This window comes from Arthrobacter sp. zg-Y40, from assembly GCF_020731535.1.
Taxonomy (GTDB): domain Bacteria; phylum Actinomycetota; class Actinomycetes; order Actinomycetales; family Micrococcaceae; genus Arthrobacter_B.
Map to the genome: position 1 here is coordinate 286,015 of NZ_JAJFZS010000004.1, position 15,594 is coordinate 301,608.

At 67.9% G+C, this 15,594-nt stretch carries 17 protein-coding genes; 15 read left to right on the forward strand and 2 right to left on the reverse strand.

Annotated features, from left to right (window positions below; genetic code table 11):
• The first annotated feature begins 62 nt into the window (after positions 1 to 62).
• Complete coding sequence (locus LJ754_RS06310) at positions 63 to 911, forward strand: HAD family hydrolase (RefSeq protein WP_227912546.1); 849 nt, start codon at positions 63 to 65, stop codon at positions 909 to 911.
• Positions 912 to 916: 5 nt separating this feature from the next.
• Here LJ754_RS06310 and LJ754_RS06315 read toward each other — a convergent pair whose 3' ends face one another.
• Positions 917 to 1,552, reverse strand: a complete 636-nt coding sequence (locus LJ754_RS06315) for a hypothetical protein (RefSeq protein ID WP_227925971.1) — start codon at positions 1,550 to 1,552, stop codon at positions 917 to 919.
• A 204-nt stretch (positions 1,553 to 1,756) separates the two neighbouring features.
• Between LJ754_RS06315 and LJ754_RS06320 the strand changes: the two genes are divergently transcribed.
• Positions 1,757 to 1,987: a hypothetical protein gene (locus LJ754_RS06320; RefSeq protein WP_227925972.1), complete on the forward strand. Its 231-nt coding sequence runs from the start codon at positions 1,757 to 1,759 to the stop codon at positions 1,985 to 1,987.
• 161 nt (positions 1,988 to 2,148) lie between these two features.
• On the opposite strand, the gene LJ754_RS06325 is transcribed toward LJ754_RS06320, so the two are convergent.
• The gene (locus tag LJ754_RS06325) at positions 2,149 to 2,694 is read right to left on the reverse strand and encodes an inorganic diphosphatase (protein ID WP_227912543.1); all 546 of its coding nucleotides are present in this window, start codon (positions 2,692 to 2,694) and stop codon (positions 2,149 to 2,151) included.
• Positions 2,695 to 2,908: 214 nt separating this feature from the next.
• On the opposite strand from LJ754_RS06325, the gene dacB reads away from it, so the two are divergent.
• The 13 genes from dacB to LJ754_RS06390 all read left to right on the forward strand — a co-directional run bounded on the left by dacB (position 2,909) and on the right by LJ754_RS06390 (position 15,569).
• Positions 2,909 to 4,336: a D-alanyl-D-alanine carboxypeptidase/D-alanyl-D-alanine endopeptidase gene (gene dacB, locus LJ754_RS06330; protein ID WP_227925973.1), complete on the forward strand. Its 1,428-nt coding sequence runs from the start codon at positions 2,909 to 2,911 to the stop codon at positions 4,334 to 4,336.
• A 67-nt stretch (positions 4,337 to 4,403) separates the two neighbouring features.
• Positions 4,404 to 5,576 (forward strand): zinc-dependent metalloprotease, encoded by a 1,173-nt coding sequence (locus tag LJ754_RS06335; protein ID WP_227912541.1) that lies wholly within the window; start codon positions 4,404 to 4,406, stop codon positions 5,574 to 5,576.
• A gap of 42 nt (positions 5,577 to 5,618) precedes the next feature.
• A complete protein-coding gene (gene tilS, locus LJ754_RS06340; RefSeq protein WP_227912933.1) occupies positions 5,619 to 6,707 on the forward strand; it encodes a tRNA lysidine(34) synthetase TilS in 1,089 nt (362 codons plus the stop codon).
• A gap of 38 nt (positions 6,708 to 6,745) precedes the next feature.
• Positions 6,746 to 7,297, forward strand: coding sequence for a hypoxanthine phosphoribosyltransferase (hpt, locus tag LJ754_RS06345; protein WP_227912540.1), 552 nt, complete (start codon positions 6,746 to 6,748; stop codon positions 7,295 to 7,297).
• A 187-nt stretch (positions 7,298 to 7,484) separates the two neighbouring features.
• Positions 7,485 to 9,575, forward strand: coding sequence for an ATP-dependent zinc metalloprotease FtsH (ftsH, locus tag LJ754_RS06350; RefSeq protein ID WP_227912539.1), 2,091 nt, complete (start codon positions 7,485 to 7,487; stop codon positions 9,573 to 9,575).
• Positions 9,576 to 9,672: 97 nt separating this feature from the next.
• Positions 9,673 to 10,281, forward strand: a complete 609-nt coding sequence (gene folE, locus LJ754_RS06355; protein WP_227912538.1) for a GTP cyclohydrolase I FolE — start codon at positions 9,673 to 9,675, stop codon at positions 10,279 to 10,281.
• A 7-nt stretch (positions 10,282 to 10,288) separates the two neighbouring features.
• Complete coding sequence (gene folP / locus LJ754_RS06360; protein WP_227925974.1) at positions 10,289 to 11,194, forward strand: dihydropteroate synthase; 906 nt, start codon at positions 10,289 to 10,291, stop codon at positions 11,192 to 11,194.
• 3 nt (positions 11,195 to 11,197) lie between these two features.
• Positions 11,198 to 11,617: a dihydroneopterin aldolase gene (gene folB / locus LJ754_RS06365; RefSeq protein ID WP_227912536.1), complete on the forward strand. Its 420-nt coding sequence runs from the start codon at positions 11,198 to 11,200 to the stop codon at positions 11,615 to 11,617.
• The gene (folK, locus tag LJ754_RS06370) at positions 11,614 to 12,105 is read left to right on the forward strand and encodes a 2-amino-4-hydroxy-6-hydroxymethyldihydropteridine diphosphokinase (protein ID WP_227912535.1); all 492 of its coding nucleotides are present in this window, start codon (positions 11,614 to 11,616) and stop codon (positions 12,103 to 12,105) included. Before folB ends, folK begins: the two co-directional genes overlap by 4 nt.
• Positions 12,106 to 12,109: 4 nt before the next feature.
• A complete protein-coding gene (locus LJ754_RS06375; RefSeq protein ID WP_227925975.1) occupies positions 12,110 to 12,628 on the forward strand; it encodes a DUF3180 domain-containing protein in 519 nt (172 codons plus the stop codon).
• Positions 12,621 to 13,133: a PH domain-containing protein gene (locus LJ754_RS06380; RefSeq protein ID WP_227912533.1), complete on the forward strand. Its 513-nt coding sequence runs from the start codon at positions 12,621 to 12,623 to the stop codon at positions 13,131 to 13,133. The genes LJ754_RS06375 and LJ754_RS06380 overlap by 8 nt, the downstream gene beginning before the upstream one ends.
• A complete protein-coding gene (locus tag LJ754_RS06385; RefSeq protein WP_227925976.1) occupies positions 13,130 to 14,653 on the forward strand; it encodes a PH domain-containing protein in 1,524 nt (507 codons plus the stop codon). The genes LJ754_RS06380 and LJ754_RS06385 overlap by 4 nt, the downstream gene beginning before the upstream one ends.
• Positions 14,640 to 15,569 (forward strand): Rossmann-like and DUF2520 domain-containing protein, encoded by a 930-nt coding sequence (locus LJ754_RS06390; RefSeq protein WP_227925977.1) that lies wholly within the window; start codon positions 14,640 to 14,642, stop codon positions 15,567 to 15,569. The genes LJ754_RS06385 and LJ754_RS06390 overlap by 14 nt, the downstream gene beginning before the upstream one ends.
• Positions 15,570 to 15,594 lie beyond the last annotated feature (25 nt).

Sequence of the window (15,594 nt, forward strand, 5' to 3'; positions counted from 1 at the left end):
CTGAGAACCGCGCGTGGTCTGCGTCCTAGCCGCCTTTGCCCGGAATCTGCTTAGATAAAACGATGACAACTCTGAGTACTGCTGGCATCGAAGACCAGCAAATTCCTGACAAAAGACACCTTGTTGCACTGGACGTTGACGGGACCCTCGTGGACCACGACGGACACATGTCCCCGGGCGTGCGCCGTGCCGCGCGGGACGCCATCGCCGCCGGGCACCACTTGGTCATTGCCACCGGACGGTCCTACGGGGCGGCCCTGCCCATCCTTGAGCTGCTCGGACTGACCGAGGGCTACTGCGTCTGCTCCAACGGCGCTGTGACCCTGCGCCTGGATCCGGCGCTGGAGGACGGCTACGAAGTGGTGGACCGCGTGGTGTTCGATCCGAAACCTGCGCTGGCCGCGCTGCGCGACAAACTCCCCACGGCCAAGTTCGCCCTGGAAGATGCGGAGGGGCGTTTCCTGTCCACTGAACGCTTCCAGGACGCGAGTTTCGGGGCCGAAGCCCACGCCGTGGATTTCGAGTCCCTGCTGGATGCCCGCGCTGTGCGCGTGGTGGTTTTCAGCACCGACAGCACGGCGGAGCAGTTTGGCTCCGCAGTGGCTTCAATCGGCTTGCACGGGGTGACGTATTCCGTGGGCTGGACGGCGTGGCTGGATATCGCCGCCGCCGGCGTTACCAAGGCCAGCGCGCTGGAGCAGGTCCGCTCCCGGCTTGAGGTGGATCCCGCCCTGACTGTTGCCCTTGGCGACGGGCGGAATGACATTGAGATGCTGGGCTGGGCCGGGCGCGGGGTCGCCATGGGCCAGGCGCCGGACGAAGTGCTCGCTGTGGCTGCCGAGGTAACCGGAACGGTTTACGAAGACGGCGCCGCGAGCGTGCTCAACAGTGTGCTGGAACGCGGCGTCTAGTCCGCTCAGGCACGGTAGGGCAGCACGGCCGGCGGCAGCGACGCCGGGCCGTAGGCCAGTCCCAGCAACCGGGCGGCCGCGGGGCGCGTGGCCCATTCCTCGTTCCAATGCGAGCGGACCACCGCCTTGCTCACCGCCTGGGCGGTGATGCCCAGTTCCTGGGCCACGAATTTCTGCTGCCCGCGGGCGCCGGGGGTCATCAGGTCCAGTACCTTCCATTCCGCTTCGGTCCGTGCCGCCACGATCAGGCCCAGCAGCCGGAGCACCGCTTCGGCTTCTGCGGCCAGTTCCGCGTCCGGTCCCTCGACGGCCAGCGGAACCCGGTCGCCGCTGCTCTGGGCCCGTTCTACGGCGCGCCGGGCATAAACCAGTCCGTAGCCGCGGGCGTCCGTGAGGTCGGCGGGCAATGGAACATGCAGTTCCCCGACGCCGATGCCCACGTGCCAGCGGCGTTCCCTAACTGCGGACAGCGCGGCAGCCACCGCCGCGGACGCGTCGTTCAGCACCCCGGAAGCCTCGTCGCCCACTGTGCGCTGGAAGGGGAGGGCCGCCGGCAGGTGCCGCAGTGAGCGGATCAGCTGCGGGACCAAGTCCCCTGCCTCGCGGGAGTCCCGCTGGTTGATGGTCAGCACAAAATGCATGGCATCAGCATCGCAGACCCCGTGCATAAACAACCGAATGCGGTTGCGGCGCGCCCGAGCCGTGCCGCTGTCCGCCGGACTTCCCACACTTCGTTACAGATGGGACTGGTGGGGTCCCATCAGCCCCATGCGTACCGGAGGCTGGGAAGCCTGGTTCCTGCAGCCCGGCCCGGTCAGGAACCGGACGCGGGTAGAGTCTGCCGCATGACCAGCACCCCGCCGGAGCACACCGGACCGAACCGCCCTGGATCGAACCGCCCCCCGCTGCTGCCCCTGCTGTTTGCCTGCGGGGTCATCCTGTTGGGTTTGTGGGCGGCGTGGTTGACTTCGAGCTGGGTGGTCCTTGCGGTTGCGGTTGCCGTGGCCCTTTTCCCTGCACGGACCCACGCCTCGGATGTGCGTGCCTGGGCCCGGCGGCAGGACCGCCGGGGGTAAGGCCTCTTTCGGGGATCCGCTGCCGTATTGAACATCTGCTGCCCGTTCCATGCGGCAGCAGAAACCGGAGGCGGCAGCAGAAGCCGGGTTAAACGCCGACGGCGGCCGCCCCCGGAAGGGAACAGCCGCCGTCGTACCGGCCGGGCCGGTGGAAGGAAACGCTAGTTGTTGACCGGGTTGGCGTCGACGTCGCGGCCCTGGGACTGGTCCTCTTCGTGGCCTTCGCCAAGCGCCTTGAAGCGGGCGAGGGAAGCCTCAACCTCAGCTTCGGCTGCTTCGCGGCCGGCCCAGTCAGCGGCTTCAACCCACTTGCCGGGCTCCAGGTCCTTGTACTTGGTGAAGAAGTGCTTGATTTCGTCCAGCAGGAAGTCGGACACGTCGGAGAGGTCCTGGATGTGGTCGAAGCGCGGATCCACCGGCACGCAGAGGACCTTGGCGTCTCCGCCGCCGTCATCCACCATATTGAATACACCGATGGGGCGGGATTCCACCAGGACGCCGGGCATCAGGTCGAAGTCCTGCAGCATCACCAGGGCGTCCAGCGGATCGCCGTCTTCACCCAGGGTGTTCTCGAAGAACCCGTAGTGCGTGGGGTAGGCCATGGACGTGAACAGGACCCGGTCCAGGCGCAGGCGGTGGGTTTCGTGGTCAATTTCGTACTTGACCCGGGATCCCTTGGGGATCTCGATGGTTACGTCGAGCTTCATCATTGCGACTCCTCACTGGCGTGGCCCGCGGAGGAACCACTGGAAAGACTTGCTAAAGGATCATGCGCCGACGCGTCCGTGGACGGCCCGCAGGGCGGGGTCAGGGAAGACGCCGGCGTCGGTCTAGTCTTAAAGATATATGTCCTGTGCGCTGAACGGTGCATGGGGGCGGACGGGCCGGGGAAACCGGCGGACGGAAAGAGTCGGTGAGGACATGTCTCGGGTGTTCTCCGGCGCGCTGCTGGCGCTTGCCTTTGCGGTGTTGCTGGTTCCTCTGGCCTGCTATGCCCTGCCTCCCGTTGCCGAGTCCATGGCCGGGTCCGGGGTGGAGCGGGCCGAGGCGGTGCCGGACTACCAGGAGCCGCCGTCGGAGCTCGAAGGCACCGGCCCGGTGTCCGCACCGCGCCCCGAAGACCCGATGCCGGACGCAGTGCGGCTGGGCCAGCTGCTGGACGAGGAGCTGTCCATCGAGGGCAGCGGCAGTTTTCATGCCGTGGTTTCGGATGCGCTGACCGGCACGGTGCTATATGAGCGCGGGGGGAGCACGGGTCTCGCACCGGCGTCGAACCTGAAGGTCCTCACCGCTGCGGCCGCACTGTCCGCCATGGATGCCGACACCCGCTTTGCCACCACCGTGCTGGCCGGGGAAGAGCCCGGCACCGTGGTGCTGCGCGGCGGCGGCGACGTGCTGCTGACGGCCGGGGCCTCCAGCCCGGACACGGTGGCCGGCCGCGCCGGCCTGGCGACCCTGGCGCAGCGGACCGCTGCTGCCCTCACCGCAGACGGCACCGGTTCGCCGGTGCGGGTCCGCGTTGATGACACGCTGTTCACCGGCCCCGCACTGTCCGACGCGTGGGGAGCCGCTGACGTGGAAGCCGGCGAGATTGCCCCCGTCCATGCTCTTGCCGTCAGCTCCGCGTGGGCAGAGGAAGGCACCGGTCCAGGGCCGCGGGTGGACGACGCCGCGCTGGCCGCCGCACAGTCCTACCGGGACGCCCTCGCCGAGGCCCTGGCCCCGGCCGGCATCGACGTGGAACCCGTGGCGGAACGCGGCACCGCCCCCGCCGACGCCGCAGCCCTGGCAGAGGTCCGCTCGGCACCGCTCGCCGAGCAGGTGGATTACATGCTGCTGAACTCCGACAACTACCTGGCCGAAGCACTGGCCCGGCTGACCGCTTCCGCCACCGGCAGGGACGCCTCCTTTGCCGGGGGCATCGAGGCCGTCCAAGCGGAAATAGCCGAACTGGGAGTGGACACTTCGGCCATGGTGCTCGGCGACACCAACGGACTGTCCGCCGAAACCTCCGTTTCGGCGGCCCAGCTGACCTCACTGATGCGGATCCTGCTGACCACTTCGGATCCGGATCTGCGCTCGGTGGCCGGCGGCCTGCCCGTTGCCGCGCTGAGCGGGACGCTGGCAGGACGCTACGACGAGGCCGCCGACTCCGGTGCCGCCGGTATTGTCCGGGCCAAGACCGGCACCCTGCTGGCCGTCACGGCGCTGAGCGGCTACGCCACTGACGCGGACGGAAGGGTCCTGGTCTTCACCTTCGTTGCCACCGGGCTGGACGGGAACACCATGGCGGCCCGTAATGCCGTGGATGCGGCCGCCGCGGTCCTCGCCGGCTGCGGCTGCCGCTGACCCGCATCAGCTTCCGCCCGCCTGCGGAGGAGGTGTGGACATTGTCCTCATGTGGTCGAATGGACCAATGGAGAGCAACGATCGAAGCCTGGCACCTGACCATAGTCCGTCCACCGAGAAGTCTCCGTCCGCATCCTCCGTTCCGTCCCTGGTGAACTGGGACCTTGCCGCGTCCACCGCAGCAGCCATGGTGGCGCCCGGCCCGAAGATGTCCGCCCGTGAAATCCGCGATGCCGTGGCCGACCTGCGTGCCGCCGCCGACGCATCAGTGGCCCACGTGCACCGGATTACCGGCCTCGAAGCAGCACGGGACCTGCGCGACTCCGACGTGCTGATTGTGGACCGTGCGTCCTGGGCCCGCGCGAACTCGCAGAGTTTCTCCGTGCTGATGGGTCCGGCCCTGGAGCACCTGGCCACCACACGTCCGGAGCAGCTGGAAGCAGCCAATACAGCCCTGGGCGGCACCCTGACCGGCGCGCAGCTCGGTGCTGTCCTGGCTTTCCTTTCGAGCAAGGTCCTGGGCCAGTATGATCCGTTTGCCGCGCTGGGCGGCGTGGGCAAGCCCGGCGGGCGCCTGCTGCTCGTGGCACCGAACATCATCACCCTGGAGCGGGAACTCAACGTAGACCCGGACGACTTCCGGCTGTGGGTCTGCCTGCACGAGCAGACCCACCGGGTTCAGTTTGCCGCTGCCCCCTGGCTGCGCGAACACATGCTGGAGCAGATCAGCCAGCTTTCCAACGGCATGATGGACAAGGCGGAAACCCTCTCCGAACGCCTGGGCACCGCAGTCAAGGCCCTGACTGCCCGCAAGGACGGAAAGGACGGCAACGACGGCGACGGCGTGCCGCAGAAGCCGGCGGACCTGCTGTCCCTGCTGCAGGACCCGGAGGACAAGGAACGGCTATCGCACCTGACCGCGGTGATGTCCCTGCTGGAGGGCCATGCCAACGTTGTGATGGACGCCGTCGACTCGAGCATTGTGCCCAGCGTCAAGACCATCCGGCAGCGGTTCAACAACCGCGGCGCCAAGCGCGGCTGGATCGACCGGTTCCTCCGCCAGGTCCTGGGCCTGGACGCCAAGATGCGCCAGTACAGCGACGGCGCCCGCTTTGTCCGCGCCGTCACCGACCAGGTGGGCATGGAGGGCTTCAACCGGGTATGGGAACGCGCAGAAAACCTGCCGTCCGAGGCGGAGATCCACTCGGCCGACCTGTGGATCACTCGGATGGGACTGTAACCGAACGTGCTGGAAGAGAATAAAACCGGAAACCTGTCCGGCATGTCCCAGCGTGCCCCGAGGGTCCGCAAGCGGCTCCTGCCCACCCTGGGCAACGCCCGGAACGCGGTCCGTGATGCACTGCGCGACGCGGGCCTGGCCCCGGGCGGGGAGCGCCCGCCGCTGATCCTGGTCGCCTGCAGCGGCGGACCCGATTCCCTGGCACTGGCCGAAGCCGCCTCCTTCTTCGCCCGGCGCGGGGACTACCGCGTGGGCGCCGTCGTTGTGGACCACGGACTGCAGGAAGGCAGCGCCGAGGTGGCAGCGCAGGCCCGTGGCAAGCTCGAGCGGATGGGGCTGGACCCCGTGCTGGTCCGCCGGGTTACCGTGCCCGCCTCCGGGATGGGACCGGAAGCGGCCGCCCGCACGGTCCGGTACGCCGCCCTGGATGCCGCCGCAGCCGAGCTGGGCGCCTCCGCCGTCCTGCTGGGGCACACGCTGGATGACCAGGCCGAGCAGGTGCTGCTGGGGCTGATGCGGGGCTCCGGCACCCGTTCCCTGGCCGGGATGCCCGCGGTGCGCGGCATCTACCTGCGGCCCTTCCTGGGGCTGCGCCGGGAACAGACCCTGGAAATCTGCGCGCACACCGGGCTGGACCCGTGGCAGGATCCCAGCAACAGCGACCCGGCCTACGCCCGGTCGCGGGTACGCACCGAGGTGCTGCCGTTCCTAGAGGAGAAACTCGGGCCCGGCATCGCCGAGGCGCTGTTCCGTTCCTCACGTATCCTCTCCGCCGACGCCGACTATATGGATGCCGTGGCTGCGCGTACCTTCGAGGAACTGCGGGCCGCTCCGCCGGCCGGCGAGGGGGCCGGAGCCGAAGAGCTGCTGCTGCCCGAAGCACAGCTTCGCGGGCTCGCTCCTGCCGTGCGGCAGCGCGTCCTGGCGCTCGCCGCGCTCGCCCTGGGCGGTGCGCAGCCCAGCTATGAGCGGCTCGCCGCCGTGGAGTCGCTGCTGCGCCGGACCGGCTCGGCCGGGCCCGTGCAGCTGGTGGGCAAAGTCAGTGTGTACCGCCAGCCCCGCTCTACATCGGTTCACCACGGCACCGCAAGCTATGGCAATCTTGTTTTTAGGAAAAAGAGCAGCACCTAACATCCAAAGCTGCAACACTGCGCACCCGGGAGTCATTCGTGGATTCACACGACGTCCAGTCAGACCTCAAGCACGTTCTCTACACCAAGGAACAGATCCAAACCCGGATCACGGAACTGGCGGCCGAAATTGACCGCGACTACGCCGGCCGCGACGTCCTCCTTGTGGGTGTCCTCAAGGGCGCCGTCATGGTGATGGCCGATCTCTCCCGGGCCCTGCACAGCCACGTCACCATGGACTGGATGGCAGTGTCCTCGTACGGCTCCGGCACCCAGTCCTCCGGCGTCGTCCGCATCCTCAAGGACCTGGAAACGGACCTGCTGGGCAAGCACGTGCTCATTGTCGAAGACATCATCGACTCCGGCCTCACGCTGTCCTGGCTGCGCACGAACCTGGAATCCCGCGGCCCAGCCAGCGTGGAAATCTGCACCCTGCTGCGCAAGCCGGACGCTGCGAAGGTGGAAATCGACGTCAAGTACGTCGGCTACGAGATCCCCAACGAATTCGTGGTGGGCTTCGGCCTGGACTTTGCCGAGCGCTACCGCAACCTGGACTTCATCGGCACGCTGGCACCGCACGTCTACGAGTAAACGCCGGACTCCCCGTCCCGCGGCCTCGCAAAAGCGATGACCGTCACGGAAATACCGCTACGCCCACAGGGAACTAAACCCCGCCTTGGACCGTGTTCTTCTGGGGGACGGTGTATAGCTAGTAGGTAAATTCCGCGCAAAGCAGCGTTGTTGATCAGGAGGGACGGGGCACAAGCCCTGACGACGAATGAAATCCAAGAACTTCTTCAAGGGTCCGCTGATATGGATCGTGCTGGCCTTGGCCGCTCTTTTGATCATCCTGCCCAGCCTTTCTGCAGGGAACACCAAACAGGTGGATACCAAGGAGGGCCTGGATCTGCTCAGGGGTCCGGACGTGTCCCAGGCCAAGATTTACGACGGCGAGCAGCGGGTCGATCTGACCCTCAAGGACGACGCCGTCAAGGAACAGGGCACCAGCGACGTCCAGTTCTACTTCAGCACTGCGCGCGGCGAGGAAATAGTCCAGGCCGTCAATAATTCCGGTGCGAACTACACGGACCAGCCGGTGCAGACCAACTGGTTCACCAGTTTCCTGGGCCTGTTCCTGCCGTTCATCATCATTGGCCTGATTTTCTGGTTCCTGATGTCCCGCATGCAGGGCGGCGGTTCCCAGGTCATGAAGTTCGGCAAGTCCAAGGCCAAGCTGACCAATAAGGACATGCCGCAGGTGACGTTCGACGACGTCGCCGGTGCCGATGAGGCCGTGGAGGAACTGCACGAAATCAAGGAGTTCCTGCAGGACCCGGGCAAGTTCCAGGCCGTGGGCGCCAAGATTCCCAAGGGCGTGCTGCTGTACGGCCCGCCCGGCACCGGCAAGACCCTGCTGGCGCGCGCCGTTGCCGGTGAGGCCGGCGTGCCGTTCTACTCGATTTCCGGTTCCGACTTCGTGGAAATGTTCGTTGGCGTGGGCGCCTCCCGTGTCCGCGACCTCTTTGAGCAGGCCAAGTCCAACTCCCCGGCCATTATCTTCGTGGACGAAATCGACGCCGTCGGCCGCCACCGCGGTGCCGGCGTGGGCGGCGGCAATGACGAACGCGAGCAGACGCTGAACCAGCTGCTGGTGGAAATGGACGGTTTTGACGGCAACACCAACGTCATCCTGATTGCCGCCACCAACCGGCCCGACGTCCTGGACCCGGCCCTGCTGCGCCCGGGCCGTTTCGACCGGCAGATCGGCGTCGAGGCGCCGGACATGCAGGGGCGCCTGCGCATCCTGCAGGTCCATGCCAAGGGCAAGCCCATGGCCGACGGCGTGGATCTGGAGACCGTGGCCCGCAAGACCCCGGGCTTCACCGGCGCGGACCTGGCCAACGTACTCAACGAAGCCGCGCTGCTGACCGCCCGCTCCAACGCGGACCTCATTGACGACCGCGCCCTGGACGAAGCGATCGACCGCGTGGTTGCCGGGCCGCAGAAGCGCAGCCGCGTGATGAAGGAACTGGAACGCAAGATCACCGCGTACCACGAGGGTGGACACGCCCTGGTGGCGGCGGCGCTGCGGAACACGGACCCGGTCACCAAGGTGACCATCCTGCCGCGCGGCCGGGCCCTGGGTTACACCATGGTGCTGCCGCAGGACGACAAGTACTCGGTCACGCGCAACGAACTGCTGGACCAGCTGGCCTACGCCATGGGTGGCCGGGTAGCCGAGGAGATCGTTTTCCACGATCCTTCCACCGGTGCCTCCAACGACATCGAAAAGGCCACCTCCACGGCCCGCAAGATGGTCACCCAGTACGGCATGAGCGAACGGATCGGCTCCGTCAAGCTGGGCTCCGGCGGCGGCGAACCGTTCCTGGGCCGCGACATGAGCCAGGAACGGAACTACTCCGACCAGGTGGCCTACGTGGTGGATGAAGAAGTCCGGCGCCTGCTGGACAACGCCCATGACGAGGCGTACCAGATCCTCACGGAGAACCGCGACGTGCTGGACCGGCTGGCCCTGGAACTGCTGGAACGCGAGACGCTGAACCAGCAGGAAATCGCCGAGGTCTTCTCCGACGTGCGCAAGCGCGACGTCCGCGAGGTCTGGCTGTCCAAGCCCACCCGCCCGGTGCACAGCATGCCGCCCGTGGTGTCCCCGAAGGAACGGCGCGAAGCCAAGGAGCTCGGCGCTCCGGACCCTGCATCGGTTGCTCCGCAGGACCAGATTGCCGACGCCGACCTGCCGCAGGACTTCGATGTCTCCGGCAACGGCCTGCCGCAGCCCGAAAGCAGCGGCCAGGGCAGCCATTCCGGCCGCGGCGGAAGCTCCGGCAGCTCGGCACCGGAAGCGTAGGCACCGGGAAATACCACAGTGCGGGCGGTCCTTCGGGGCCGCCCGCTTTCGTCTGCCGTCCGCCGGGACGCATGCCCGGGCGCGATAGGATCGACCAGTGACGGATTTCGACGACGAACTACTGCCCGCGGCAGAAGACTCCCCGGTGGACCAGCCCCGAATCGAACGGGCGGTCCGGGAGATACTCATCGCCATCGGGGAGGACCCGGACCGGGACGGACTGAAGGACACCCCCAGCCGGGTGGCGAAGTCCTACACAGAAATCTTCGCCGGGCTGCACGAGAGTCCCTCGGACCTGCTGGCCACCACCTTTGACCTGGACCATGAGGAAATGGTCCTGGTGAAGGACATTGCCTTCTACTCCACGTGCGAGCACCATCTGGTGCCTTTCCACGGCACGGCGCATATTGGCTACATCCCCTCCCACGAGGGCAAGGTGACGGGCCTGTCCAAGCTGGCCCGCCTGGTGGAGGTCTACGCCCGCCGTCCGCAGGTGCAGGAGCGGCTGACTACCCAGATCGTGGACGCGCTGATGACTAATCTTTCCCCCCGCGGTGCCATAGTGGTTATTGAATGCGAGCACCTGTGCATGTCGATGCGCGGGGTCCGCAAGCCGGGCGCCAAAACCGTGACTTCGGCGGTGCGCGGCCAGCTGCGCGAGACCGCGACCCGCGCCGAAGCAATGAGCCTGATACTCGGACGATAGGACCACCATGGATTCACTCGCTGCCGCGCCCGGCACCGGACCGGCCACGTCGCCGCTGCCCGTACTGCGCCCCGCCCGTTCACCGCGGAAGCTGGCGGACCTGCCGACGGACCGCACCCTGGTGATGGGCATCCTGAACGTCACGCCCGATTCCTTCAGCGACGGCGGACAGTTCGCCGATACTGACGCGGCCATCCGCGCCGGACTCAAAATGCACTACGAGGGTGCGGACATCATCGACGTCGGCGGCGAATCCACCAGGCCGGACGCCGTCCGGGTTCCGCCCGAAGAAGAGCAGGCACGCGTGCTGCCCGTGGTTCAGGCCCTGGTCCGGGCCGGCGCCCTGGTCAGCGTTGACACCATGAACGCCTCCACTGCCCAGCAGGCCATCGATGCCGGCGCGGCGATAGTCAATGACGTGTCCGGCACTGAAATCGATTCTGACATGCCCGCACTGGTGGCCCGCACAGGCGTGTCCTATGTGCTGATGCACAGCCGCGGCAGTGTACGCAGCGATGATCCCAATGCCAGCTACGACGACGTCGTCGAGGAAGTGGCCGCTGAACTGGCGAAGGTGCGTGACCGGTTCTATGCCGCAGGGGTAGCCCCCGAGCAGATCATTGTTGACCCCGGGCTGGGCTTCTCCAAGAATGCTGAGCATGACTGGCAGCTGCTGCGCGGCCTCGACCGGCTGGGGTCCCTCGGCCACCGTGTCCTGGTGGGTGCCTCCCGCAAGCGTTTCCTGGGTTCGCTGCTCACATCTTTCGGCAAGGCTGCCCCGCCGCTGGAACGCGACAACGCAACGGCCGCTGTATCCGCCCTGGCCGCCCGCTCCGGCGCCTGGGCGGTGCGCGTGCACAACGTGCCCGCCAATCTGGACGCGGTCAAAGTCACCGCTGCCTGGAAAGGCTAAGGGATGACCGGCACGGCTCCGGGGCGGCCCGCACTGCGGCAAACACCGGAAACCACGGGTTTGGACCGGATCTCACTGCGCGGGATCACGGCCACCGGCTACCACGGCGTCTTCCCTGAGGAACGGCGTGACGGCCAGCCGTTTGTGGTGGACCTGGTGCTGTTCACCGACCTTGCCCCGGCAGCCCAAAGCGATGACCTGACCAAGACCGCGCATTACGGCGAGGTGGCCGAACTGGTGGTCCAGGTCATTACGGGCGAACCCCTGAACCTCATCGAGGCCCTGGCCGGCCGCATCGCCGGTGCCGTTCTCACGTCCTTCAGTGTCCTCGCAGCCGTGGAAGTCACCGTACACAAACCGAAGGCGCCCATCGCCGTGGAGTTCGGCGACGTCGCTGTCACCATCTACCGGGAGCGCCCATGAGCACCGTGCACGCCATCCTGGCCATGGGCAGCAATTTGGGCGAAAGCCGGGACACCCTTTCCAGCGCCGTCGCCGAGCTGGCCGACCATCCGCAGGTAGTACTGACCGCCGTTTCACCGGTGGTCCGCACCCGCCCGGTGGGCGGGCCCGAACAGCCGGACTACCTGAACCTGGTGGTGGCGGTGGAAACCGGCCTGGAACCGCACGCCCTGCTGGCACACTGCCAAGCGGTTGAGGCACGCCATCACCGCGAACGGATAGTACGGTGGGGCCCGCGCACGCTCGACGTCGACATCATTGCCTACGGCGACCTGCGCCTTGAGGATGAAGATCTCACCATTCCGCACCCGCGCGCGGCCTCACGCGCTTTTGTCCTGCAGCCCTGGGCCTGGATGGAGCCGGACGCCGTGCTGAACGGGGTGCCGGTGGCCGAACTGGCCGCCAAAGCCGAGGATCTCCCCGGACTGGAAATCTTCGAAGGAGAATGAGCCCGTGATCACCATCCGCTACCGGTGGCTGGCCGTGATTGCCCTTGCCGCCGGGATTGTGGGCTGGGCCGTGAACATCTTCCTCGCGGACAACGGTTACCCCTCGCCCGTCCTCAACCCGGTGGCGCTGGTGGCCATCATCCTGGTGACGGCTGCCACGCTTGTCCTGGGACTGCGGGTGCGGCGGTGGCGCAACGGCCGGCGGGATCGTGAACTGGACCCGCTGGCCGCTGCCCGGACAGTGGTCCTGGCGCAGGCCGTGGCCTACGCCGGTGCCCTGCTGCTGGGTTGGCACGCGGGCGTTTTCCTGGACCTGCTGCCGCTGTGGCAGCTGCGGCCGGGCCATGCCGCCACCTTGGCTTCCCTGGCCGTCACCGCGGGCGGGATCCTGATGGTGGCGACCGGGCTGACCGTGGAGCGGTTCTGCAAATTGCCGCCCGATGACCGGAACGGCACCGGACCGGCGTCCGGGAGCGGCACCGGGGAAGACGGCGGCTCAGAAGGCGGAGGACAACTTGCCTAGCGAAGCCATTGACCCGCCGGCACTTCAATGGCAGCGGGTCTCGCCCCGGTACCTGCGGCTGCGGCTGCTGGGCTGGGGCCTGGAAACCGTTATCACCCTCTTGGTGACCGGCGTGCCGCTGGTGCTGTTGCTGACCGGGATCTGGCCTGGATACCCGGCCTGGCTGGCCTGGGCCCTGCCGGTCTTTTTCGCCGTGACCCTGCTGTGGCGCGGACTGCTGCTGCCGCGCCAGGTCCGGGCCATCGGCTATGCCGAACGCAACGAGGACCTGCTGCTGCGCCGCGGCATCTTTTTCCAGCGCACCCTGGTGGTCCCGTACGGCCGCATGCAGTACGTGGATGTGGCGGTGGGTCCGCTGGAGCGGGCGTTCGGCCTGTGTACCCTCAAACTGCACACCGCCTCACCGGGCACCAACGCCTCCATCGCCGGACTGCCCGCCGCCGAGGGCGCTCGCCTGCGTGAGCACCTGTCCGCGCGCGGCGAAGCGCAGCTGGCCGGACTGTGACCGGGGGAGAAGCAGCTCCCGTCCCGGACGGGCCGCCGGACGTCCCTGAACCGGCGGGTGCCGCCGCGGAACCGGCCTGGAACCGGGTGCATCCGGTATCCCCGCTGGTCCACGGCTGGATAGCACTGGCCGCCGTGGCCTACTTCGTGGGCCGCGACCAGGCCGAAGGCTGGTTCTCGGGCGGCGGCATGCGGCTCCCGCATGGCGAAGCACTGTTCTGGGCCCTGCTGATCCTGGGCGCGGTGCTGGTCCTGATTGCCGGCGCTTTTTTCCTGTCCTGGTGGTTCACGCGCTACCAGCTCGCTTCCGAACACATCCGGGTACATTCGGGCGTGCTTTTCCGCCAGCAGCGCCAGGCCCGGCTGGACCGCGTCCAGGCCATAGACATTGTCCAGCCGCTGTTGGCGCGCATCTTCGGCCTGGCCGAACTGCGTTTCGAGGTGGCCGACGCCGGCGAATCCGCAGTGCGCCTGGCTTACCTCCGGCTTCCGGATGCGCAGGCACTGCGGGAACGGATCCTCCGGGGGGCGTCCGGCGCCGGTGAAGATCCGGAGGAGGCCGCCGCCGGCGGCAGTGCGCCCACAGTGCCCGGTGAGCAGGAGGTGCTGTCCCTTTCCGCCGGGCGGGTCATCGGCTCGGCCGTGCTCTCCAGCACCACGGTGCTGCTGCTGCTGGCCGTGGCCGCCGTGGTTATCCTGACCAAAGTCACCGGCGAGCTCGGCTCAGTGGCCGCGATGGTCCCGATCATCTTCGGTTTTGGCAGTGCCTACTGGGGCATGTTCAGTTCTTCCTTCAACTTCCGGGCCTCCGTGTCCCGTGACGGGCTCCGGATCCGCTCGGGCCTGCTGGACACGCGGGCCCAAACGGTTCCCCCGGGCCGCATCCAGGCTGTGGCCGTGCGGCAGTCACCGCTGTGGCGGCTCGCCGGCTGGTACTCGGTGTCAGTGAACGTGGCCGGTTACGGTGCAGGTTCCTCCACCGGGGACAGCGCCGCCCGTACCCGGCTCCTGCCGGTGGGCACCGCCGAGGAGGTGTTCCGCATGCTCGCCCTGGTGCTTCCCGATCCCGGGACCAAGGACCCCGTGGAAGTTTTCACGGCCGGAATGAACGGCAGCGGGGAACGTGCCGGATATACCGTCTCTCCGCGGCGGGCACGCTGGCTGTCCCCTTTGTCCCGCCGCCGGAACGGTTTCCTGGTGACCGGTTCCGCGCTGCTGGCGCGCCGCGGCTATTTCTGGCGCTCCCTGGACGTGGTGCCGCACAGCCGCACCCAGTCCCTGGCGCTGGAGCAGGGTCCGGTGCAGCGCCGGCTGCGGCTGGCCAGCCTGGTGCTGCATTCCACGCCCGGCCCGGTGTCCCCCAAAGTGGTGGAGCTCGACGCCGGCACCGCCCTGGCGCTGCTGGACGAACAGGCGGCCCGGGCCCGTGCGGCCCGGCACCGCGACCTGCCCGAACAGTGGCTGCGGCACAACCCCAACTACCCGCTATCCCTCTCCAAGGAGGAGCATGAACACCCCTGAGTCCCACAGCGCAGAAGAACGACGGCGCCGCGGCCGGCTGGGTATCGGGGTGATCGGCGCGGGCCGCGTCGGTGCCGTGCTCGGTGCCGCCCTGCGCGCTGCCGAACACGCCGTCGTCGGCGTCTCCGCCGTGTCCGAAGCCAGCCGGGAGCGGGCCGAGAACCTGCTGCCCGGGGTGCCGATCCTGGACATTCCCGACATTGTGGAACGGTCCGAGCTCGTGCTCCTGGCCGTCCCGGACGACGCCCTGGGCGCGCTTGTTTCCGGGCTGGCCAAAACCGGTGCATGGCAGCCCGGCCAGCTGGTGGCCCACACGTCCGGCCGGTTCGGCACCGAGATCCTGGCGCCTGCCCGGGCGGCCGGGGCCATCCCGCTGGCCCTGCACCCCGCCATGACCTTCACCGGCATGAGCCTGGACCTGACCCGGCTGGCGGACTGCTCCTTCGGCATCAGCGCCCCGGCGGCCGTCCTGCCCATTGCCCAGGCGCTGGTGGTGGAAATGGGCGCCGAGCCGGTGGTCATCGACGACGAAGACCGGGTGCTCTACCACGCGGCCCTGGCCCATGCTTCAAACCACCTGGTCACGCTCGCCGCCCAGTCCACCCAGCTGCTGGCGTCCCTCGGCGTCGAACACCCGGACCGCCTGCTGGGACCGCTGATGCGCGCGTCGCTGGAAAATGCCCTCGCCTCCGGTGAAGGTGCACTGACCGGGCCGGTGGCCCGCGGCGATGTCGGCACCGTTGAGGCGCACACCCGTGCCCTTGCCGATGCCGGCACCGAAGACTTCCGCGCCGCATACGGCGCGCTTTCAGCGGCCACCGCCTCCCGGGCTGCGGACCGAGGCCTGCTCAGTACCGAACAGCGTGATGCGATCCTCAAGGCATTGCAGCCGGAACTGCCGGGCCCGGAAGAATAAGTCCGGAAGAATAAGTTCCAGAAGA